A 17833-nucleotide genomic window follows, 5' to 3' on the forward strand; every position below is an offset into this window, starting at 1 on the left:
AATCAGTCTGTTTTCATCGGTCCGTCGCTGGCCAATCCGGACCGAGACCGCTGCTCGACGGCGATATCGGCCGTCGCCGCGTCGGGATCGAGTGGCATGTATCTCTCGATGGATCCCCAGTCTCGGGAGTAGTCGTCGGCGAGATACGACGGCAGTGTCTGTGCACCGAGAAGCAGTTCCGTCCAGCCGAGCGGGCCGCCGCCGATCGAGTCCTGCCAGGCGTTGGTGGATTCGGCACCGGTGCGGTCGGGCAGGATGCGGTACTGCGGTACCTCGGCGACGCCGTCGCGATGATCGAACGGGCGCTGGCACGGAAACGCGAGTCCGACGGCCCAGTCCAGCAACACCGGATCGGTCGATCCGACCAACGAGTTGAGCGTCTGTGTCTTCGGGACGCGCGGTGGGGTGACGGCGAGCCATTGATCGCCGGCCAGGTCGTTGTCCTCGGCGGCGATGCGCACGACGTCCGCGTCGGCCGGAAGATCGTTCATCGGGACCCGCAGGTTGCGCCACGACGGCGACGGACCGATGTCGAGTGGGGTGATCCGTCCCAGCGCGAGCACGTCATCGCCGTCGCGGCGTCCATACTCCAGTTCGACGCGTTGGCCCGGGCTGACGATGCCGTCCTTGTCCACCGAGCGGATGCGGCCTGCGGCGGCGATGGCGATCAGGTCGCCGCGGTCGGTGTCGGAAAGCTGGTACCAGCCGGAGGTCAGCGATTCGGGCTCGGTGGCTCCGAAGCTGCCCAGTACCGGAGTGGTGGCAGGATTCAAGCCGAACGGCAAAGCGACTGTGCTGCCGTTGATTCCGACGTTCTCGTTGGTTCCGCCGGAGGTGCCCGCAGAGTTCGACGAGGTGGCCGCCGCGCTCTGTTCGGAGTCCTCGGGTCGGATGGAGTTGGCGCTGCCCTGGGCGGTGTCCTCGGAGTCTGCGGTCAGATCCTGGGCGACGCCGTCGGGGGTGAAGCCGGTACTCCCACCGGCACCCAAGGCGTCGGCCGCTGGATCGATCGGTTGCAGGACCGAGCCGTTGACGTCGGTTTCCACCTGCACGTCACCGGCTAGTCCGCACGAGTTTCCGGCGAGCGCCGAGAAGTTCGAGCGGGCGATCGAGTATGCAGGGTATTGCGCCACAGCACCTTTGACGAAGGAGAGCACCTCGAAGGCGACGACGCCGCCGGCGACGATGGTCAGTGCGGACGGCGCGAAGCGTCGACGCGTGGTGGGTTCTTTTCTGCGATAAGGCAATCGGACGTGCTGATAGGCGGCGTAGAGCAGCGTCAGAACCGTCAGGCCGAGCAGGATCGTCGAAAAGCCCTTTCCGGCAATGGACGGCGGTTTGTCGAACCATGGAATTCCGTAGCTCGAGACGTACCACCACCCGTTGGAGCTGGTGAATGCCACCGCCGTCAGGAACAGCACGGCGGCGGTGAACAGTGTTCTGTTGCGCGGAGAACGGACGGTCGCCGCGGTCACGGCAACGGCGGCCAGCGCGGCCAACGATGCCGCGAGACCGGCGTACACACCGAAGTGGTGGGTCCACTTGGTGGGCGTGAACATCATCAAAGCCAGTGCGCCCAGGATGATTCCGAGGATCCGACGCGACGGCCCGGTGGCGGTCCCGGGGATGCGTCCGTTCTTGCGGAGCATCACCGCGATACACACGACGATGCACAGCAGCATCGCGAACATGCCGAATCGTCGGGCGAGCGAGCCGTCGGGCGAGATGGTCATCAGTGCGTCCCAGCGGACGCGTTCTTCGAACCACGGCACGTTCGGTCCGATGGCCGAGCGCACCCGGGTCGCTTCGAGCACGGTGCTCAGAGTCTGGTCGGCGAAGATCGCGATCAGCACCGCCGTTCCCGACGCCACCAGCGGCGCGAGAACTGCGAGCAGCCCCACCTCTCCGCGCTCGTTTGATGACGATCATCACCAGCGGTCGCAGTCCGGCGAGCAGCGCGGCGACGGCGATCAGCCCGGTCGGTCCGGCGGCGAGCGAGGAACGCGCGGCAATCAGGTGCCGACCGCGGCGGGCAACAGTCGTCCGGTGGCGATTGCGCGCTCGATCGAGCACCACGTCAACAGTGCGCCGAGGGCGATGATAGGTTCGGGGCGCAGCCGTTGTTGTAGGGCAGCCAGAACGCGAGGAATACCAGTCCGGCGGTCCACAGTGCGACGCGGTTGGTGAGCACTGCGCGGCCGAGGCGGGGGGATGACCTCGCGGCTGATGACCAGCCAGCACAGCAGCGCCGCGATGGTAGCGGGCAAGCGCATCCAGATGCTGGCCGTGCTGATCTTGGCGAGTGCGGCGAGCATGTCGTAGTACGGCATGCCGAACGGCGCTTCGGGGACGCCGAACCAGCGGAAGTAGTTGGCCATGTAGCCGGCGTTCTCGGAGACGCGGGCCATGTTGAGCAGGTAGCCGTCGTCGGAGGTGTTCGCGCCGATGAAGTGCCACAGCACCAGCACACCCACCACGACCGCGTCGACGCCGGTGATCGACTTCCAGCGCGAGGGGAGGAATCGGCGGTGGCGTCGACCGTCCATGCTGTCGAGTCGGTGCAGCGCGAACAGGGATGCGATCACAGCGAGCGCGCCGACGATCATGGCCAGCAACTTGAATGTGGTGGGGCTCGAGGAGTAGCGCGAGTCGATGTCTGCGCGCACGTTCAGGCCGTCGACCGGTGCGGTGAGGTCGGTGTAGATGCCGACGACCTGCGGGCGGATGTCGCCGTCCACGGTGCTTGGCTCGCCGTCGAGGTCGACGACGGTGCTGGCGGCGTTCGAGGACACCGTCAGTGCGCAGTTCTCGGACAGCTCGGAAACGGGAGTTTCGGCGAGGACGCGCTCACGCAGCAGAACCTGCAGTCGGCCGTCGTCGACCCGCACGATCAGTGCCTTCTGCTCGGTCTTCGCAGCCGCGATGGGTGCGGTGGAAATCAGTGTGCCGCCGTCGGCGAGAGCAGTGGCCGCGCTGCACGGAACGGTTGCTTCGAAGTCGACGGGCGAGTAGCTCACCAGCGGGGCATTGACGCTGCCGAACGAGCTCTGCGGCCACGAGAGGGTGGCAACGTCCTGTTGAACCGGCAGCAGTGGAGTCGCGATGGCGAGAATCGCACCGATGATGCCGGTGACGATCGCTATCAGCCGGGAGGTCTTGAGGTTCGGAGCGGTCTCGGGCACGCCGACGATGCTATGGGACGAGCGTCCGCACATCCCACACCCACACGCCGCCGGTGTATCGAGGCTCGACACCGACGAGGTCGGTGACGGTGGTGCGCAGGGCTATGGTGTTCTTGCTCGGCGGCAGCACCACGACGTCGGCCTCCCAGAAGGCCATGTCCTGCGCTGCCTGAGTGCGTTGATCCGCGGTGATCTCGGGGACGCTGCCCGAGTCGTAGACCGAGCCGAGCAGCAGCGCGGTCGGACGGTCGACGGCTCCGTACTTGGCGACCTTGTCTTCCTTGTCGCTCGGCCCGACGAAGTAGCCGGCGGCGAGCTTGAAGCCCATGTCGGCGTCCATCTGCCAGCGCAGCGGGCGGGCGTCCTCGGGTCGCGGAAGGGGAACGGTGACGACGGAACCGTCGTCGACGTAGTTCTTCCACTCACCGTCGGCGAAGAACTGCGGGGTCGGAGACTTGTCGACGGTGACCAGCGGCGTCGGGATCAGGGGTACGAGCGCGAGGGCGAGTCCGGCGATCCAGAACGCAGGCAGCGGACGAAGTCCGTTGCGGAACGTTCGATCGGTGGCCAGGACGAGCAGCAGGGCCAGGGCAGGAACCGCGCCCAACGCGAAGCGGGTCTCGAGCACGGATTCGACGAGGGGGTACTCGGCGAGCTTCGTCCACGGCAGCGTGATGCCGGTCTCGTTCTTGCCGATCACCAGCGTTGCGCCGAGCGAGAGCACGCTCATGACGATCGCGGTGGCCGCGGCGGCACGGGCACACGCGACGCGCCACATCCACACCGCTGCAATCAGGCACAGCACCAGCAGCGGCCAGCCGAAGTACGCGTTCTCCTCGGTGGCGTTGATACGGACGTTCTGCCCCGGCGTCGCCTCGCCGCCGAGGGATTGCGTCGGGAACTGGAACAGCGCTTTGGCGTCGTTGCCCATCGGCCCGTGTTCGAGGAACGAGTACGACTGCGGGCCGAAGAACTGCCACCACAGCGGAAACGCCACGAGCGTCAACGCGATACCGGCCGACACTGCGAGTCGGGGAACGGCGTTGCGGACGGCGGGCCACAGCGAACGCGGGCGCGACAGGTAGTAGACGACGGCGAAGATGGCGAACGATATCGCGAAGATCAGGAGCGGTTCTTCGCCGAGCAGGATCTGCAGTGCGACGATCAGGCCGAGTCCGACGGTGTTCTTGGTGGTTCCGCCGCCGTGGGCGATGCGGGTGACCAGCATCGCGATGACCGGAAGCAGGAACAGCACCACGAAATTGGGGTGACCGTTGGCGTGGGAAATGGCGCCGGGCGCAAAGCCGCACAGCGCACCGCCCATTGCCGCGGCACCCTTGGACGCGTTCAGTTGACGGGAGAACAGCCAGAACCACGCGAACGATGTGCCGGCGAGGCCGATGGTGAGGGCAATTGCCCAGGTCACCGTCGGTCCGAAGAGCAACGTGATCGGGGCCAGCGGGATGGAGATGCCGAACATCGCGGTGTTCGCCATCAGATTCACCCCGAGCGGGTAATTCTGCAGGTCACTCGCCAAGGGGTTGCTCAGTGAAGCAACCGAATGCGCTGCGACGGAAAAGAACCACTCCCACATCGTCTGGTCCTGGCCGCTGTTGTAGAGGTAGCCGCCACCCAGATTGCGCCATTGGCCCTGCAGGACGTAGACCGCCGCGACCAGAAATGCGGCCGCCGCAACGACGTCACCACGCCCGACGCCGGAGTGTCGAGCCGGTGCCGTTGTCGGCTGCCGCTCGAGAACTCTCTGGTCGTGGGTGGTCATCGCGTCGAGGTTACAGAAAGATCACGGTGGGCGAAAACTCGAACGACCTGGGTCACACGGTGAGGATCCTGGCCCCCAGCGAGGTGGTGGCGGCGGTCGTCGAGTTCCTATCTGACCAATTCGGCGAGTTCGACTGTGGAATGCTCGGCGATCTTCTTCTTGCTGTTCATGAAATCGCGCGGACGGTTGATGCAGTCTGCGGCGATGAGTTGGCCGCTGCGGAGGTAGTAGCAGGTGAAGTCGCGATCGCGCTCCGGGTCGCCGTTGATGACGACCTCGTCGTATCCGGTGTTGAGGCCGGCGATCTGAAGCTTGAGGTCGTACTGGTCGGACCAGAACCACGGAAGCGCGGTGATGGTGGCGGACCCTCCGGTCATGGTCGACGCCGCCACCTTCGCGTGTTCGATTGCAGCGGAGACGCATTCGAGGCGAACGCGTCGGGAGTAGCGTGGAACCTCGAAGAAGGCGCAGTCACCGGCGGCGACGATGTCGGGATCGTTGGTGCGTGCCCGATCGTCGATGACGATTCCGTTCTCGACGGTGATTCCTGCCGATTCGGCGAGCTCGGTGTTGGGCACGATGCCCACGCCGATGACGACCAGATCTGCCGGTAGGGTGTCTCCGCCGGCCAGCACGACCTCGCGCACGTGGCTGTCTCCGCGGAACTCCTCCACGAGGGCCTGCGTTCGAATCTCTACGCCCGCCTCGCGGTGGATTCGGGTGAAGAACTCTGAGACCACCGGTGCGGTGACGCGTTCCAGAACACGCTCCGCGGCCTCGACGACGGTGACATCGAGACCCGATGCCCGGAGGGACGCTGCCGTTTCCAATCCGATGTAACCGCCGCCGACGACGACTACCCGTGTGCCCGGCGTCGCGGCCGAGCGTAGCGATGCGGAGTCGGCGGCGGTGCGCAGGTAGTGGATGCCCGCCAAATCTGCTCCGGGAGTTGCCAATCGGCGAGTTCGCGCACCGGTGCACAGGGCGAGCTTGCTGTACGACTGCGTGACTCCGGTATCGAACGTGACCGTGCGAGCCTCACGATCGATGCTGCTCACCGAACCATCGACCAGCTCGATGTTCTGCTTGTCGTAAAAGTCCGCACCGCGGATTGCCAGAGCCTCCAATGTGGAGGTGCCGGCCAGATAGGCCTTCGACAACGGGGGGACGTTGGTAGGGCAATGTCCCCTCGTCACCGATGAGAACGACATCCCCCCGCCCACTTCTCGCGCCGCAGATGTGCGGCGAGCTGAGCGCCGGCGTGGCTGGCGCCGATGATCACCGCACGATCAGTCGTCACTGCGCCTGCACTTTCGGGGTAAGCGTGACCATCATCTTTGCGATACCCCGCACGAAGTTCGATTGAACGTATTCGGGTTCACCGACCACCTCGATGTTCTCGAAGCGAACCAGGAGTTCTTCCCAGAGGATTCGGAGTTGCATCTCGGCGAGCCTGTTGCCCATGCACCGGTGCACGCCGAACCCGAACGCGATGTGGTTGCGGGCGTTCTTGCGGTCGATGACGAAGTCGTCCGGCCGATCGAACACGCGCTCGTCGCGGTTGCCGGATGCGTACCACATGACCACTTTGTCGCCCTTGCGGATGAACTGGCCGTTCAGGATGGTGTCTTCCTTCGCGATCCTGCGCATGTAGGCCAGCGGGGTCTGCCAGCGGATGATCTCCGACACCATGCCGGGCACGAGATCGGGATTCGCCTTGAGCTTGTCGAACTGATCGGGAAACTCGTTGAGCGCCAACACTCCACCGCTCATCGAGTTACGTGTGGTGTCGTTGCCGCCGACGATGAGCAGGGTGAGATTTCCCAGGAACTCCAGCGGCCGGTCGATGAGGTCCTTCGTGTCGTCGTTGGCTTGCAGCAACGAGATCAGGTCGAAGCCGGGCTCTTCTCCTGCTGCTTTCCGAGCGGCCTTGTCGTGCCAGAGAGCGCTCAGCCCCTTGGCTGCGTCGACCATGGCACCGAACACCTCGTCGTTGTCCGAGGGGCCACCGTTCGTCTGTTCCATTGCCGTCGCCAGGTCCGACCACTCGACGAGCTTGTGTCGCTGCTCGTACGGGAAATCGAGCAACGTCGCCAGCATCCGTGCCGTGAGTTCGACGGACACCGTGCGAACCCAATCGAACGACTGGTTCACGGGAAGGTTGTCGAGGACTTCCTGAACCCGGGACCGGATCAGGTCCTCCATCTCGCGGAGGTTTTTCGGGGCCACCACCCCTTGGACCGCGGCGCGCTGAGAGTCGTGACGCGGGGGGTCCATCGCGATGAACATGGCGATATCCATGAAGCGCGGAGGCTTGCCGATGATGATGAACGGCTCCGCCGAGAACACCTTGTGGTTCTTGTCGACGGCGATGATGTCGGCATGTCGGGTGACCGACCAGAACGGCCCGAACGGGCTGTTCGGCTGGAAGTGCACCGGCGCTTCGTTGCGGACGCGCTCGAAGTACGACTTCCAGAGCCCCTGGCGGTACAGAAACGGGTTACTCAGGTCGATATCGGCGAGATCGACCTCGTCGACGGGCGGTATGGGGGTCTCGGTGAACATGACCTGGCCGTCGGTGCGGGTCACGATCCGGCGCGTCTTGTCGTAGAGGTGCGCGCCGCGGATCTGCAGTTCCATCGGGATGACGGATCTCGCGGTGGTCGCGACGGTGTCGGTGATACTCATTTTTCTCTCCTCCGGGCCGCAGGTCAGATCTGGAATTCGGGAACGCGAACGGTCAAGCCGTCCCAGGATTCGCGCGCGGTCATCTGGCACGACAACCGAGATGTCGGTTCACGCTCGGGGTTCATGGCGAGCATGTCTTCCTCGACCTCGTCGTTGGTGCCGACGACGTCGCTCCATGCGCTGTCGACAACGACGTGACAGGTTCCGCAGGCTGCTTCGCCGCCACAGTCCCCGTCGATACCCGGGATTGCGTTGTCGACGGCAATCTGCATGAGGGATGTGCCCTCGGTCAGCGGCGCCTCGTGCTTCTCGCCGTCGTGCGTGACAAAGGTGACGTCGGCCATGGTGTTCTCCTCGCTGAGTAACTGTGTTCCAAGTCTCTCTGCGACGGGGTTCCCGAACCAGGCTCGAACGCGTCGTTTTGTTGTTAATTTGGCTCACGTGGGAGTCGTGGAGTCCGGAGTGCCCCCGCTTGCCTTCGCACAGCTGCTCGGCAGCGGCGCGCTGGGCGAGCGGGCCGAGGCGGCGTTCCGACGCATCCTGGTGCGTGACGGCGTCAGCATGACGGAGCTGGTCACCCGCGACGGCCAGGTGCCGCTGCGGTGGTTTCGGGAGGTGTACCCGGACCTCGACCGCCAACAGGGGTTCCGGCTCGGCGCGACGTTCGCGCGATATGTGCAGCCCACGTCGTTCGGCCGACTCAGTCTTCCGCTGATCAGTGCCGGATCGGTGGCAGAGATGGTCGAGTTGCTCGAGTTCCTCCCTCTGATCTCGACGGCTCTCGCCGTGCACATCCACCACACCGATCGAGGGTTGACCATCGGACTCGCCGGGCGCACGGGGGACGACGGACTCGACAGCATCGCTGTCGCGTACGCCGGTTCGTGCCTTCTTCGTTTGATCGGCATGCTCGCCGGCTCCGCGCACGCGGTCGAACTTCACCTCGATATCCCGGCCCCGGAGCGGGATACGCTCGACGACGACGAGATCCGGAGCATCGTGTTCGATGCGCCGTCACCGTTCGTCTTCGTGCCTGCGGCCATCCTCGCCGAGGCGTGCCGGTTCTCCGATTCGTTGTCGTATCAACTCGGGATCGCGGAACTGAAGAAGGCTGTCGACGGCCGTCGTACGAAGTCGTACACGGACACCGTGCGCGCGCTGTTCGACGCCGACCGCGACTGCACGAACTGTGCGCACTGTGCGCGGAGAATGGCCACCTCGACCAGTACCCTCAAACGGAAACTCGGCAACGAGGGAACCACGTTCCGTGCGCTGCGCCAGGCGTTCCTTCAGGAGCGCGCGACCGTGCGTCTGCTCGACAGTTCGGTGACGGTAGGGGAGATCGCTGCCGAACTCGGCTACAGCGACGTCGCCAGTTTCTCGCACGCCTTCACGCGATGGACCGGACGCTCACCGAGGGAATTTCGATCTCACACCGCATCGCCGAGGTAATGCGGTCGCGTTCAACTCGTGCGCACCACCAGAGCGAAGGGGCCGATATCGGTCACGGTGAAGCGTGGGTCCTCGAACAGTGAATCGGGGAAGGTGACGGTGTAGCGGCGCACGTTCGGGTCGTTCGGGTAGACGTCCTCGGCCAGTCTCAACGTGTAGCCGTCCGCGCCGCGGCGGAACAGGAACGCATCCGGCGCGCGCCACTGGCTGGTCTCCAGCGCGTCCACCAACTGATCGGGCGTCTCGAGTTCGGTCCACTGCTCGATGGCCTCGGCCCGCTGATCGAACTGCGCCAGTGGGTTGGCGTAGTGCGAGGTCAATCCCTGGAAGCCGAAGTACGGGTAGTAGCTGAGGAAAGACGTGTCTGCGGTCAGTACGACGGTCTCGTCCCGCGGACGCTGGGTCTGCTCGGTCAAGGCGGCGTCGACCTCGCGGTAGTACGAGACCGCGCTCGGCGGACGCATGTCGGCGCGGGTGCCGTCACCGTCGGTGTCGGAGTACGCGACGGTGATCTCGGTCTGCAGTACCTGGGGGATGTTCTGCGCGTAGGTCATGGCACCGATGGCCGCTACGACGACAGCGGCGATGCGGAACTTCGGTGGCTCGTTGATTGCCTGATAGATCGCGTGACTGCCTTCGAGGAAGCCGAAAACGCCCGCGCTGCCCAGCAATACGATCAGCACCGCTTCGAGACGGAACGAGAGCAGGGTGGTGCCCGCCGCCGTCGCGGCCATGGACAGCAGAGTCCACAGGTAGATCGATACGACGCCGACGCCGAGTGCCTGCGCTCGGCGTGAGGACGAGAACCGCACCGCCACCCACACTGTGCCGATGAGGCACAGCACGCCCATCAGGGAGAACTCGAACATCGGGAAGGGAAGCGTCGCACCGGCTTCGGGCAGGTAGTGCAGTGCCGTGCCCGATGTGGACGGTGCGCCGCGCAGGAAGTCGATCAGATACGGCAGCCACACGGTCGCGGCGATGAGGCCCGAAATCGCAGCGATTGCGGCGACCTTGATCGCGATGGGAACCAGTACTTTCCAGGACCTCCGCTCGCGATAGGCGAGGACGGCGGCGAACAACGCCATGAGTACGACGGTGAACGCCGCCAGACCGAGATACAGGGTGTAGAACGTCGCAGCCAGGCCGAGGAAGAGTCCGGTGCCGACCACCGCTCCCCACCCGCCCGATGCAGTGCGGTGCAGCGCTCCCCACGCGAGGACCAGTGCCGGAGCGAAGAGCATCACGATCACGGCGCTGTATGCCTCGGGGGAGGCGTGGGCGACGACGAGTGCGGTGGTGACGGCGCTGACGGCGACGGCCCAGTCGGCTCGGATGAGGGCCTTCCACAGCACGAATGACACGACGGCGGTAACGGCTAGCAGCCCGATTGCGTAGGGCTTGAACACTTCCCAGCCGTCCATGCCCAGGATGTTGCCCACGCGTCCGCCGAGCCAGAACCAGCCTGCGGGGTAGAACGGCGGAATGTCGGCGTACGTCATGTCGCGCAACGACGCCGAATCGGTCAGCCGCGTCAGGTATTCGGTGCGAAACTCCTGGTCGACGGAGATGCCGAACAAGTAGAGCTTGGTTGCAGCCAGCGGCATCCCGAGGGTGACGGTGACGAATCCGCTCAGCCCGATCCACGCCGCGAGCCGAGCGATCCACGGCCACTTGTGAATCCGGTACAGGTAGATCGACGTGGCGAACAGTGCTGCCGCAACCACCTGGCCGAGCGTCGTGATGGCGCGAGTGACGTTGGACGAGTTGAACGCAGGCCACTGAACCAGTGAGAAAGCGTACAACCCGACCGCCGCCACCACGACGGCGACAAGAACACCGGCAGCGATCTCGCCGACGGCAGAGGCGGTTCTCCGAGCCGGTGCAACCCCGATTGTCATCGAAATCAGATGGGCAGCTTGCGGAAGATCGGCCGCGGTACGTGCCGCAGCACCATCATCACCAGACGCCAGGGCGCGGGAGTCCAGATGAGCGGAGTGCCCTTGCGCGACGCGTTCACCGCGAGCTTCGCGATGACCTCCTTGTCGACCGTCATCGGGGCTTCCTTGACGTGCGCGCTGAACTTGGTGCGCACCATACCCGGGCGAACCACGGTGACCCGAGGTCCGAACTCGCGCAACGCTTCTCCGAGTCCGAGGTAGAACCCGTCGAGTCCTGCCTTGGTGGAGCCGTAGACGAAGTTGGAGCGGCGAACCCGCTCGCCTGCCACCGAGGACATGACGATGATGCGGCCGTAGGCCTGCGCCTTCATCTTCTCGCCCAGCAACACGCCGACCGAGACGGAGGCGGTGTAGTTGATGTTCGCGGCGAGGACGGCCTTGCGCTGGTCCTGCCAGAGCTGCTCGGCATCGAAGTCGACGGCGAAGGCGACGATGGCGACGTCGACGTCACCCTTGGCCCAGGCGGCGTCGATGACCTTCGGGTGCGAGGCGGTGTCGAGTGCATCGAAGTCGATGACGTCGACGGCCTTCGCGCCCTTGGCCGTCAGCTGTGCGACGGCGCTCTCGCGAAGCGGATCGTTCGGCAGCGCGGCGAGGATGACACGTGCCGGTGACTTCGACAGGTACTCCTCGGTGATCGCGAGACCGATCTCGCTGGTGCCACCCAGAACCAGAATCGTCTGGGGGTTACCGACGGCATCTATCGTCACAGCAGTTCCAACCTTCTTGCCATATCGGAGGCGAAAACGCCTGTGGGGTCAACGGATCGGCGAACCTTGATCCATTCGTCGATCCGCGGGTACATCGAGTGGAAGGTCTCGGCGTCGGTGCGCGAGTCCTTCGCGGTGTAGAGACGACCACCGAACTCGAGGACGCGCTTGTCGAGCTCGCGGACCATCTCGTTGAGACCTGCCTTGATCGGGAAGTCCATCGCTACGTTCCAACCGGCCATCGGAAAGCTCAGCGGCGCTTTGTTTCCCGGCCCGAACAGCTTGAAGACGTTCAGTGCCGAGTACTGGCCCGAACGCTGGATGAACCGGATGATGTCCTTGAACTCTTCGAGCGCCTCGGTCGGAACGAGGAACTGATACTGCAGAAATCCCTTGGGGCCGTAGCCCCTGTTCCACTCACCGACGAGGTCGAGTGGGTGGTAGAACTGCGTGAGGTTCTGCACCTTGCCGGTGTAGTTACCGCCCATTCGATAGTAGGCCTCGCCGATCATGCTCATCGACAGCTTGTTCAAGCCGCTGATCGGAAAGACGTCCGGCACCGTCAACAGCTGAGGTGCGTCGAACTTGAGCGGATCCTTCTGCAGCTTCGCGGGAAGTTCGTCGAACTTTGCCAGCGAGCCGCGAGTGATCGTCGCGCGGCCGAGCTTGGGCGGGCCGCTCATGACGTCGAACCACGCGCTCGAGTACGTGTAGTTGTCCTCGGTTCCGTCCTGGTGAGCGGCGACGGTCTCGTTGAGGCTCTCGGTGCGGATGCCGTCATTGATGAAGTAGGCCGTTTCCGTCGGCGTCATCTCGATCGTCGCGCGCAGGATGATGCCGGTCAGGCCGTTGCCTCCGACCGTCGCCCAGAAGAGTTTGGCGTTCTTGCCCGACGGCGTCAGGTGGCGGATCTGACCGTCTGCAGTGAGCAGCTCCATCGAGCGGACGTGGTTGCCGAAGCTACCCGCGCTGTGATGGTTCTTGCCGTGGATGTCGCAGCCGATGGCACCACCGATCGTGACCTGGCGCGTACCCGGCAGCACCGGTACCCACAGTCCGAACGGCAACGCCGCCCGCATCAGCTGGTCGAGGCTGACGCCACCGTCGAGATCGACGATGCGCGTCGACGTGTCGATGCTGTAGATGCGGTTCAGTGCCGTCATGTCGATGACGAGGCCGCCGGAGTTCTGCGCGTTGTCACCGTAGGAGCGGCCGAGGCCGCGAGGGATGACACCGCGTCGCAGGTAGGACGGCTTGGAGTCGTTCTGCTCGGCGACCTGCTTGACCGCGTTCGCGATGAGCTCGGGGTCGGAGGTGGCGAGCACCTCCCCGGTCGAGCGCGCGGTGCGGCCGAATCCGGAGATTGTGCGGGTCTGCGTGGGTAGCGGCGCAGTGTTCCCGGCCTGTGGTTCCAGGGGGAAGAGTGCGTCGTCGGCTGTCGTGGACATCGCTCAAGAGGGTACCCGCACCGCAGCAGCGGCTAGTGTCAGTCCTCGTGTCCACCCCCGACCGCTCCGCAGAAGAAGGCTCGACGGACGACGACTGGTCGCCCCAGGACGAAGAGTTGCAGCATCACGTCCCGCTGCCCGTCGAGCTGCCGCTGACCGAGAACATCGCCGACGCAGCCCTCGATCTCAAGACGCAGGTGCTGCGGTTCCTGGCGACGGGTGTGCTGTCGGCGATCGTCGACCAGGGCGTCAACCTGATCCTGCATTTCGTGTTCGGCGTCGGTGTGACGCTGGCCAAGGCGATCGGCTTCGTACTCGGAACGACGACGGCCTATCTGATCAACCGCCGCTGGACCTTCAACGCGGCTCCGTCACGGGCCAGGTTCTTCGCCGTCGTCGCGCTGTACGGCGTCACCTTCGCCGTCCAGGTCGGCATCTACACCTGGCTCTACCAGGCTCTTCCCGACGGCTTCTGGTACGCCAACGTGGCCTTCGTCATCGCACAGGGCACGGCGACGGTCATCAACTTCCTCGTTCAGCGATTCGTGATCTTCAAGATCCGCTGAGCCTCCGGGTTCGCCCCCGGGTTCGCCCCCGGGTTCGCAAGCGCGGGTTCGCCCCAGGGTTTCGCAAACGCGCGCGCACTTGCCAGACGCGCGCATTCTCGCTCGCGGACACGGGCGATTCTGCGCGCGCCTGACGAACGCGAGCGCGTTTGCCCGATCCGGCGTGGCCGCCTCGTCCCGCCGCTCACGACAAGTCCGGGAGGTCTCCTCGTTCGAGGGCTTCGGCGAGGGTGGGGGCGGCTTTGTCTTTGTCGGAGAGCTCGTAGGTCAACGGTGATCCGTCGCGGGCGGTGGTGGGCCAGTCGATGCCCAGGGCCGGGTCGAGTGGGTTGATGTCGCGGTCCAGGGCCGGGGTGTACTCGAGGCTGCACAGGTACATCACGGTCGAGTTGTCTTCCAGGGAGAGGATGGCGTGGCCGAGTCCTTCGGAGAGGAACACCGCCTTGCGGTCGATGTCGTCGATCAGCACGCTGTCCCACTGCCCGAAGGTCGGTGACCCGACGCGGAGGTCGACGATCACATCGAGGAAGGCCCCGCGGGCGCAGGTGACGTATTTCGCCTGCCCGGGCGGGTTGGTGGTGAAGTGAATCCCGCGCAGGACGCCGGCGGCGGAGACCGAGCAGTTCGCCTGCAGCAGGTCCAACGACCGCCCGGTCGTCTCCTCGAAGAGGCTGGCTTTGAACCATTCGAAGAACACACCGCGGTCGTCACCGAACTGACGTGGGGTGTACTCGTAGGCACCGGCGATGCTCAACTCACGAAAGGTCATCGGTTCCCTCGGTCGATCAGATCCAGCAGGTAGCGGCCGTACCCGGACTTGACGAGTGTCTCCGCCCGGGCGCGCAGTTCGTCGTCGGTGATGAACCCGCGTCGCCACGCCACCTCTTCGGGGGACCCGATCTTGAGGCCTTGGCGTTGCTCGATGGTGCGCACATAATTCGAGGCGTCGAGGAGGGAGTCGAAGGTGCCGGTGTCGAGCCAGGCGGTACCGCGCGGGAGGACTTCGACCTGGAGGCGGCCGGCGTCGAGGTAGTGGCGGTTGACGTCGGTGATCTCGTACTCCCCGCGCGCGGACGGCTGCAGGTCGCGGGCGATGGCGATGACGTCGTTGTCGTAGAAGTACAGACCCGGCACGGCGTAGTTCGATTTCGGGACGGCCGGCTTCTCCTCGAGGGAGATGGCTTTTCGGTTCGCGTCGAATTCGATGACGCCGTAGGCGGTGGGGTCGGAGACTTCGTAGGCGAATACCGCTCCGCCGTCGATGGTGTCGAAGCGGGACAGTTGGGTGCCCAGGCCGGGCCCGTAGAAGATGTTGTCGCCCAACACCAATGCCGCGGAGTCGGTGCCGATGTGCTCGGCACCCAACACGAACGCTTGGGCGAGGCCATTCGGCTCGTGTTGGACCTTGTAGGTCAGTTCGATGCCGAATTGGGAGCCGTCGCCGAGCAGGCGGGTGAATTGGTCGGCGTCCTGGGGTGTGGTGATGATGAGGATCTCGCGGATCCCGGCCAGGATCAGTGTCGAGAGCGGGTAGTAGATCATCGGTTTGTCGTAGACCGGGACCAGCTGCTTGCTGACCCCCATCGTGATCGGATGAAGACGCGAGCCCGTGCCGCCCGCCAGAATGATTCCCCGCATGACCGCGAAGTCTTCCAGACCCTCCGGTCGAGCGCGCGGTTGTGCTGTCCCAACGCGTACGGGATTCGAAAGGGTAACTTTCGCTCCACTCGAAGGTCTCATCGCCGGGATCCTCACCGCTGGGGCGTCGAGTGGAGCATCCCGTGCAGCGACACCCTCGCCGGTGTGGCCGGTGGCCGCGACAAGACCGGCCCGCACGAGCCTCCGCCGGTAAAGTGCCTGTTCATGAGAATTCTCGTCACGGGTGGGGCCGGGTTCATCGGCGCGAACTTCGTACATCAGACCCTCGCGCATCGCCTCGACTCCCAGGTCACCGTGCTCGACAAGCTCACCTACGCAGGCAACAAGGCCTCCCTCGACCCGGTGGCCGATCGCATCGACTTCGTCCACGGAGACATTGCCGACGCCGACCTCGTCGACCGCCTCGTGCGCGAAACGGATCTGGTCGTGCACTTCGCCGCCGAATCCCACAACGACAACTCGTTGACCGACCCGTGGCCGTTCGTACACACCAACGTCATCGGCACCACCACCTTGCTCAATGCGGTCCGTGAACACGACGTCCGCTACCACCACATCTCCACCGACGAGGTCTACGGCGACCTCGAACTCGACGACCCGGCGCGGTTCACCGAATCGACCCCGTACAACCCGTCGAGCCCGTACTCGTCGACCAAGGCCTCGAGCGATCTGCTGGTGCGCGCCTGGACCCGCTCGTTCGGCGTCCGGTCCACCATCTCGAACTGCTCGAACAACTACGGCCCGTACCAGCACGTGGAGAAGTTCATTCCGCGTCAGATCACCAACATCCTCAGCGGCTCCCGCCCCAAGCTCTACGGGGCAGGTCAGAACGTGCGCGACTGGATCCACGTCGACGATCACAACAGCGCTGTCTGGGCCATCATCGACGGCGGGCGCATCGGCGAGACCTACCTCATCGGAGCCGACGGCGAGGCGAACAATCGCACCGTCCTCGAAGCGATCCTCGAGGAAACCGGCAACGCGCCAGACGCCTTCGATTTCGTCACCGACCGCCCCGGCCACGACCTGCGCTATGCCATCGACTCGACCAAGCTGCGTACCGAATTGGGTTGGACACCAACCTATGTCGACTTCCGTGCCGGCCTGAAAGCAACTGTCGACTGGTACCGCGAGAACGAACAGTGGTGGCGACCGCAGAAAGACGCCACCGAGGCCGTCTACGCGGCGAAAGAGTCCGTACTGCCCTGACCGACACGGGAGGCGCGCTCACACGGGTTCGACACGGTGATGCATACTGCGAGGCGAACACAAGCAAGCCAGTCGCAATGGGGGAAGCCGGTCGAAATCCGGCGCTGACCCGCAACGGTGGGCCACCGATACAGGTGGCGAGCCCGATTACCCAGCGGCTGGTGTGCGACACACCTATTCGTCGTGGTCTACGAATCGGCAGTCCTGCGCGTGGCTGCTTCGTGCTGCGCACCCGACTTTCATTTCGTGGCTCTGAGCTCGAAGTGAGGTCCTCATGTCACGCTCCACCTACATCGCCGTTCTCGCCGCGGCTGTCCTGCTCGCCGGATGTTCCCGCGGTGACGCCCCCGCCGATGCAGCGCAGACAGCATCGTTCGATCAGCCCGTCGAGGTGACGAACTGCGACATCGTGCAGCGGTTCGAGGCCCCGCCTCAGCGCATCGTTTCGATGAACGACCACGTCACCGAGGTCCTCATCGAGATGGGCGTTGCAGATCGGATCGTCGGGATGGGGTATCGCAATGCCGTTCCGACGCCGGAGACGGCCGACGAGTTCGCGTCGATAGACGGCCTCGCCGACGAGTATCCGACCAAGGAGCAGATCCTCGACCTGGACCCGGATCTCGTCGTAGGCGGTATGCGTAGCGCGTTCGACGACAAGGAAGGTCGCTCGCGCGCGTCGTTCGCCGAGCTCGACATCCCGACGTTCCTGTTCTCCGAATATTGCGGCACAGGTCTCGCCGATATCGGCATGCTGGAGACGGACTACGCGCAACTGGGCGACATCCTGGGTGTGGCCGACGCGGCGCGGGGCATCACCGAGGGCGTGATCAGCGGGCTCGCCGAGATCGACGACGCGCTCGACGGCGTCGCCCCCCACACCCACGTTCTTCTACGACTCGGGCGAGAGCGAGCCCACGACAGTCGGAGGCGTGGGAGTCGGGCAACTCATCGCCGATCACGCCCGAGCCGAGAACATCTTCGTAGAGGGAGACCGGCCGTACCTGGGTACGACGTGGGAACTCGTCGGCGAACGGGCTCCAGAGGCCATCGTGGTCCTCGACTACGGCGATACGTCCGCGCAGGGGAAGATCGACTTCTTGAAGAGTCAGCCGATCATGGCGACGACGCCGGCGGTGCAACAAGACAACTTCGTGGTCGTTCCGCTCGACGACTTC

General features: G+C 64.9%; 11 protein-coding genes, 3 pseudogenes and 1 riboswitch. Of the genes and pseudogenes, 4 read left to right on the plus strand and 10 right to left on the minus strand.

Translation table 11 applies throughout. The features are described 5' to 3' along the window. Positions 1 to 2: 2 nt before the first annotated feature. From RHBS_RS31425 to RHBS_RS04660, 5 genes and pseudogenes are all read right to left on the minus strand, one after another. Positions 3 to 3215, minus strand: a pseudogene (locus tag RHBS_RS31425) (arabinosyltransferase domain-containing protein). After that, complete coding sequence (locus RHBS_RS04645) at positions 3193 to 4962, minus strand: glycosyl transferase (protein WP_121871826.1); 1770 nt, start codon at positions 4960 to 4962, stop codon at positions 3193 to 3195. The pseudogene RHBS_RS31425 and the gene RHBS_RS04645 overlap by 23 nt, the downstream one beginning before the upstream one ends. 107 nt (positions 4963 to 5069) lie before the next feature. Then, positions 5070 to 6262, minus strand: a pseudogene (locus RHBS_RS04650) (NAD(P)/FAD-dependent oxidoreductase). After that, positions 6259 to 7650: a cytochrome P450 gene (locus RHBS_RS04655; RefSeq protein ID WP_121871828.1), complete on the minus strand. Its 1392-nt coding sequence runs from the start codon at positions 7648 to 7650 to the stop codon at positions 6259 to 6261. The pseudogene RHBS_RS04650 and the gene RHBS_RS04655 overlap by 4 nt, the downstream one beginning before the upstream one ends. A gap of 23 nt (positions 7651 to 7673) precedes the next feature. Continuing rightward, positions 7674 to 7994: a 2Fe-2S iron-sulfur cluster-binding protein gene (locus RHBS_RS04660; protein WP_121871829.1), complete on the minus strand. Its 321-nt coding sequence runs from the start codon at positions 7992 to 7994 to the stop codon at positions 7674 to 7676. 97 nt (positions 7995 to 8091) lie between these two features. Between RHBS_RS04660 and RHBS_RS04665 the strand changes: the two genes are divergently transcribed. After that, positions 8092 to 9102: an AraC family transcriptional regulator gene (locus RHBS_RS04665; protein WP_183130343.1), complete on the plus strand. Its 1011-nt coding sequence runs from the start codon at positions 8092 to 8094 to the stop codon at positions 9100 to 9102. Between the two features lie 11 nt (positions 9103 to 9113). Here the strand turns inward: RHBS_RS04665 and RHBS_RS04670 are convergent, their stop codons facing one another. Genes RHBS_RS04670 through RHBS_RS04680 form a run of 3 tightly spaced genes read right to left on the minus strand, consistent with a single transcriptional unit; the run spans position 9114 to position 13221 of the window. Further along, a complete protein-coding gene (locus tag RHBS_RS04670) occupies positions 9114 to 11003 on the minus strand; it encodes a galactan 5-O-arabinofuranosyltransferase (protein ID WP_121871830.1) in 1890 nt (629 codons plus the stop codon). A gap of 5 nt (positions 11004 to 11008) precedes the next feature. Continuing rightward, on the minus strand, positions 11009 to 11773 hold the full coding sequence (locus RHBS_RS04675; RefSeq protein WP_121871831.1) for a decaprenylphospho-beta-D-erythro-pentofuranosid-2-ulose 2-reductase: 765 nt from the start codon (positions 11771 to 11773) through the stop codon (positions 11009 to 11011). Continuing rightward, positions 11770 to 13221, minus strand: coding sequence for an FAD-binding oxidoreductase (locus RHBS_RS04680; protein ID WP_121871832.1), 1452 nt, complete (start codon positions 13219 to 13221; stop codon positions 11770 to 11772). Before RHBS_RS04680 ends, RHBS_RS04675 begins: the two co-directional genes overlap by 4 nt. A gap of 47 nt (positions 13222 to 13268) precedes the next feature. Between RHBS_RS04680 and RHBS_RS04685 the strand changes: the two genes are divergently transcribed. Next, entirely contained in the window at positions 13269 to 13787 is a 519-nt protein-coding gene (locus RHBS_RS04685; RefSeq protein WP_121872870.1) for a GtrA family protein, read from the plus strand. Between the two features lie 184 nt (positions 13788 to 13971). Here the strand turns inward: RHBS_RS04685 and RHBS_RS04690 are convergent, their stop codons facing one another. Further along, complete coding sequence (locus RHBS_RS04690) at positions 13972 to 14556, minus strand: dTDP-4-dehydrorhamnose 3,5-epimerase family protein (RefSeq protein WP_121871833.1); 585 nt, start codon at positions 14554 to 14556, stop codon at positions 13972 to 13974. Next, positions 14553 to 15425 carry a glucose-1-phosphate thymidylyltransferase RfbA gene (gene rfbA, locus RHBS_RS04695; protein WP_128644945.1) on the minus strand — a complete coding sequence of 291 codons (873 nt, stop codon included), beginning with the start codon at positions 15423 to 15425 and terminating at the stop codon, positions 14553 to 14555. The genes RHBS_RS04690 and rfbA overlap by 4 nt, the downstream gene beginning before the upstream one ends. A gap of 225 nt (positions 15426 to 15650) precedes the next feature. Here rfbA and rfbB point away from each other — a divergent pair, with 225 nt between their 5' ends. Both rfbB and RHBS_RS04705 read left to right on the plus strand, forming a co-directional pair. Continuing rightward, on the plus strand, positions 15651 to 16655 hold the full coding sequence (rfbB, locus tag RHBS_RS04700) for a dTDP-glucose 4,6-dehydratase (RefSeq protein WP_128644946.1): 1005 nt from the start codon (positions 15651 to 15653) through the stop codon (positions 16653 to 16655). 30 nt (positions 16656 to 16685) lie between these two features. Next, positions 16686 to 16829: riboswitch (cobalamin riboswitch) on the plus strand. Positions 16830 to 16929: 100 nt separating this feature from the next. Beyond that, positions 16930 to 17833 (plus strand): annotated as a pseudogene (locus RHBS_RS04705) (ABC transporter substrate-binding protein); the annotation flags it as partial.

The organism is Rhodococcus sp. BS-15, from assembly GCF_000813105.1.
Lineage (GTDB): Bacteria > Actinomycetota > Actinomycetes > Mycobacteriales > Mycobacteriaceae > Rhodococcoides.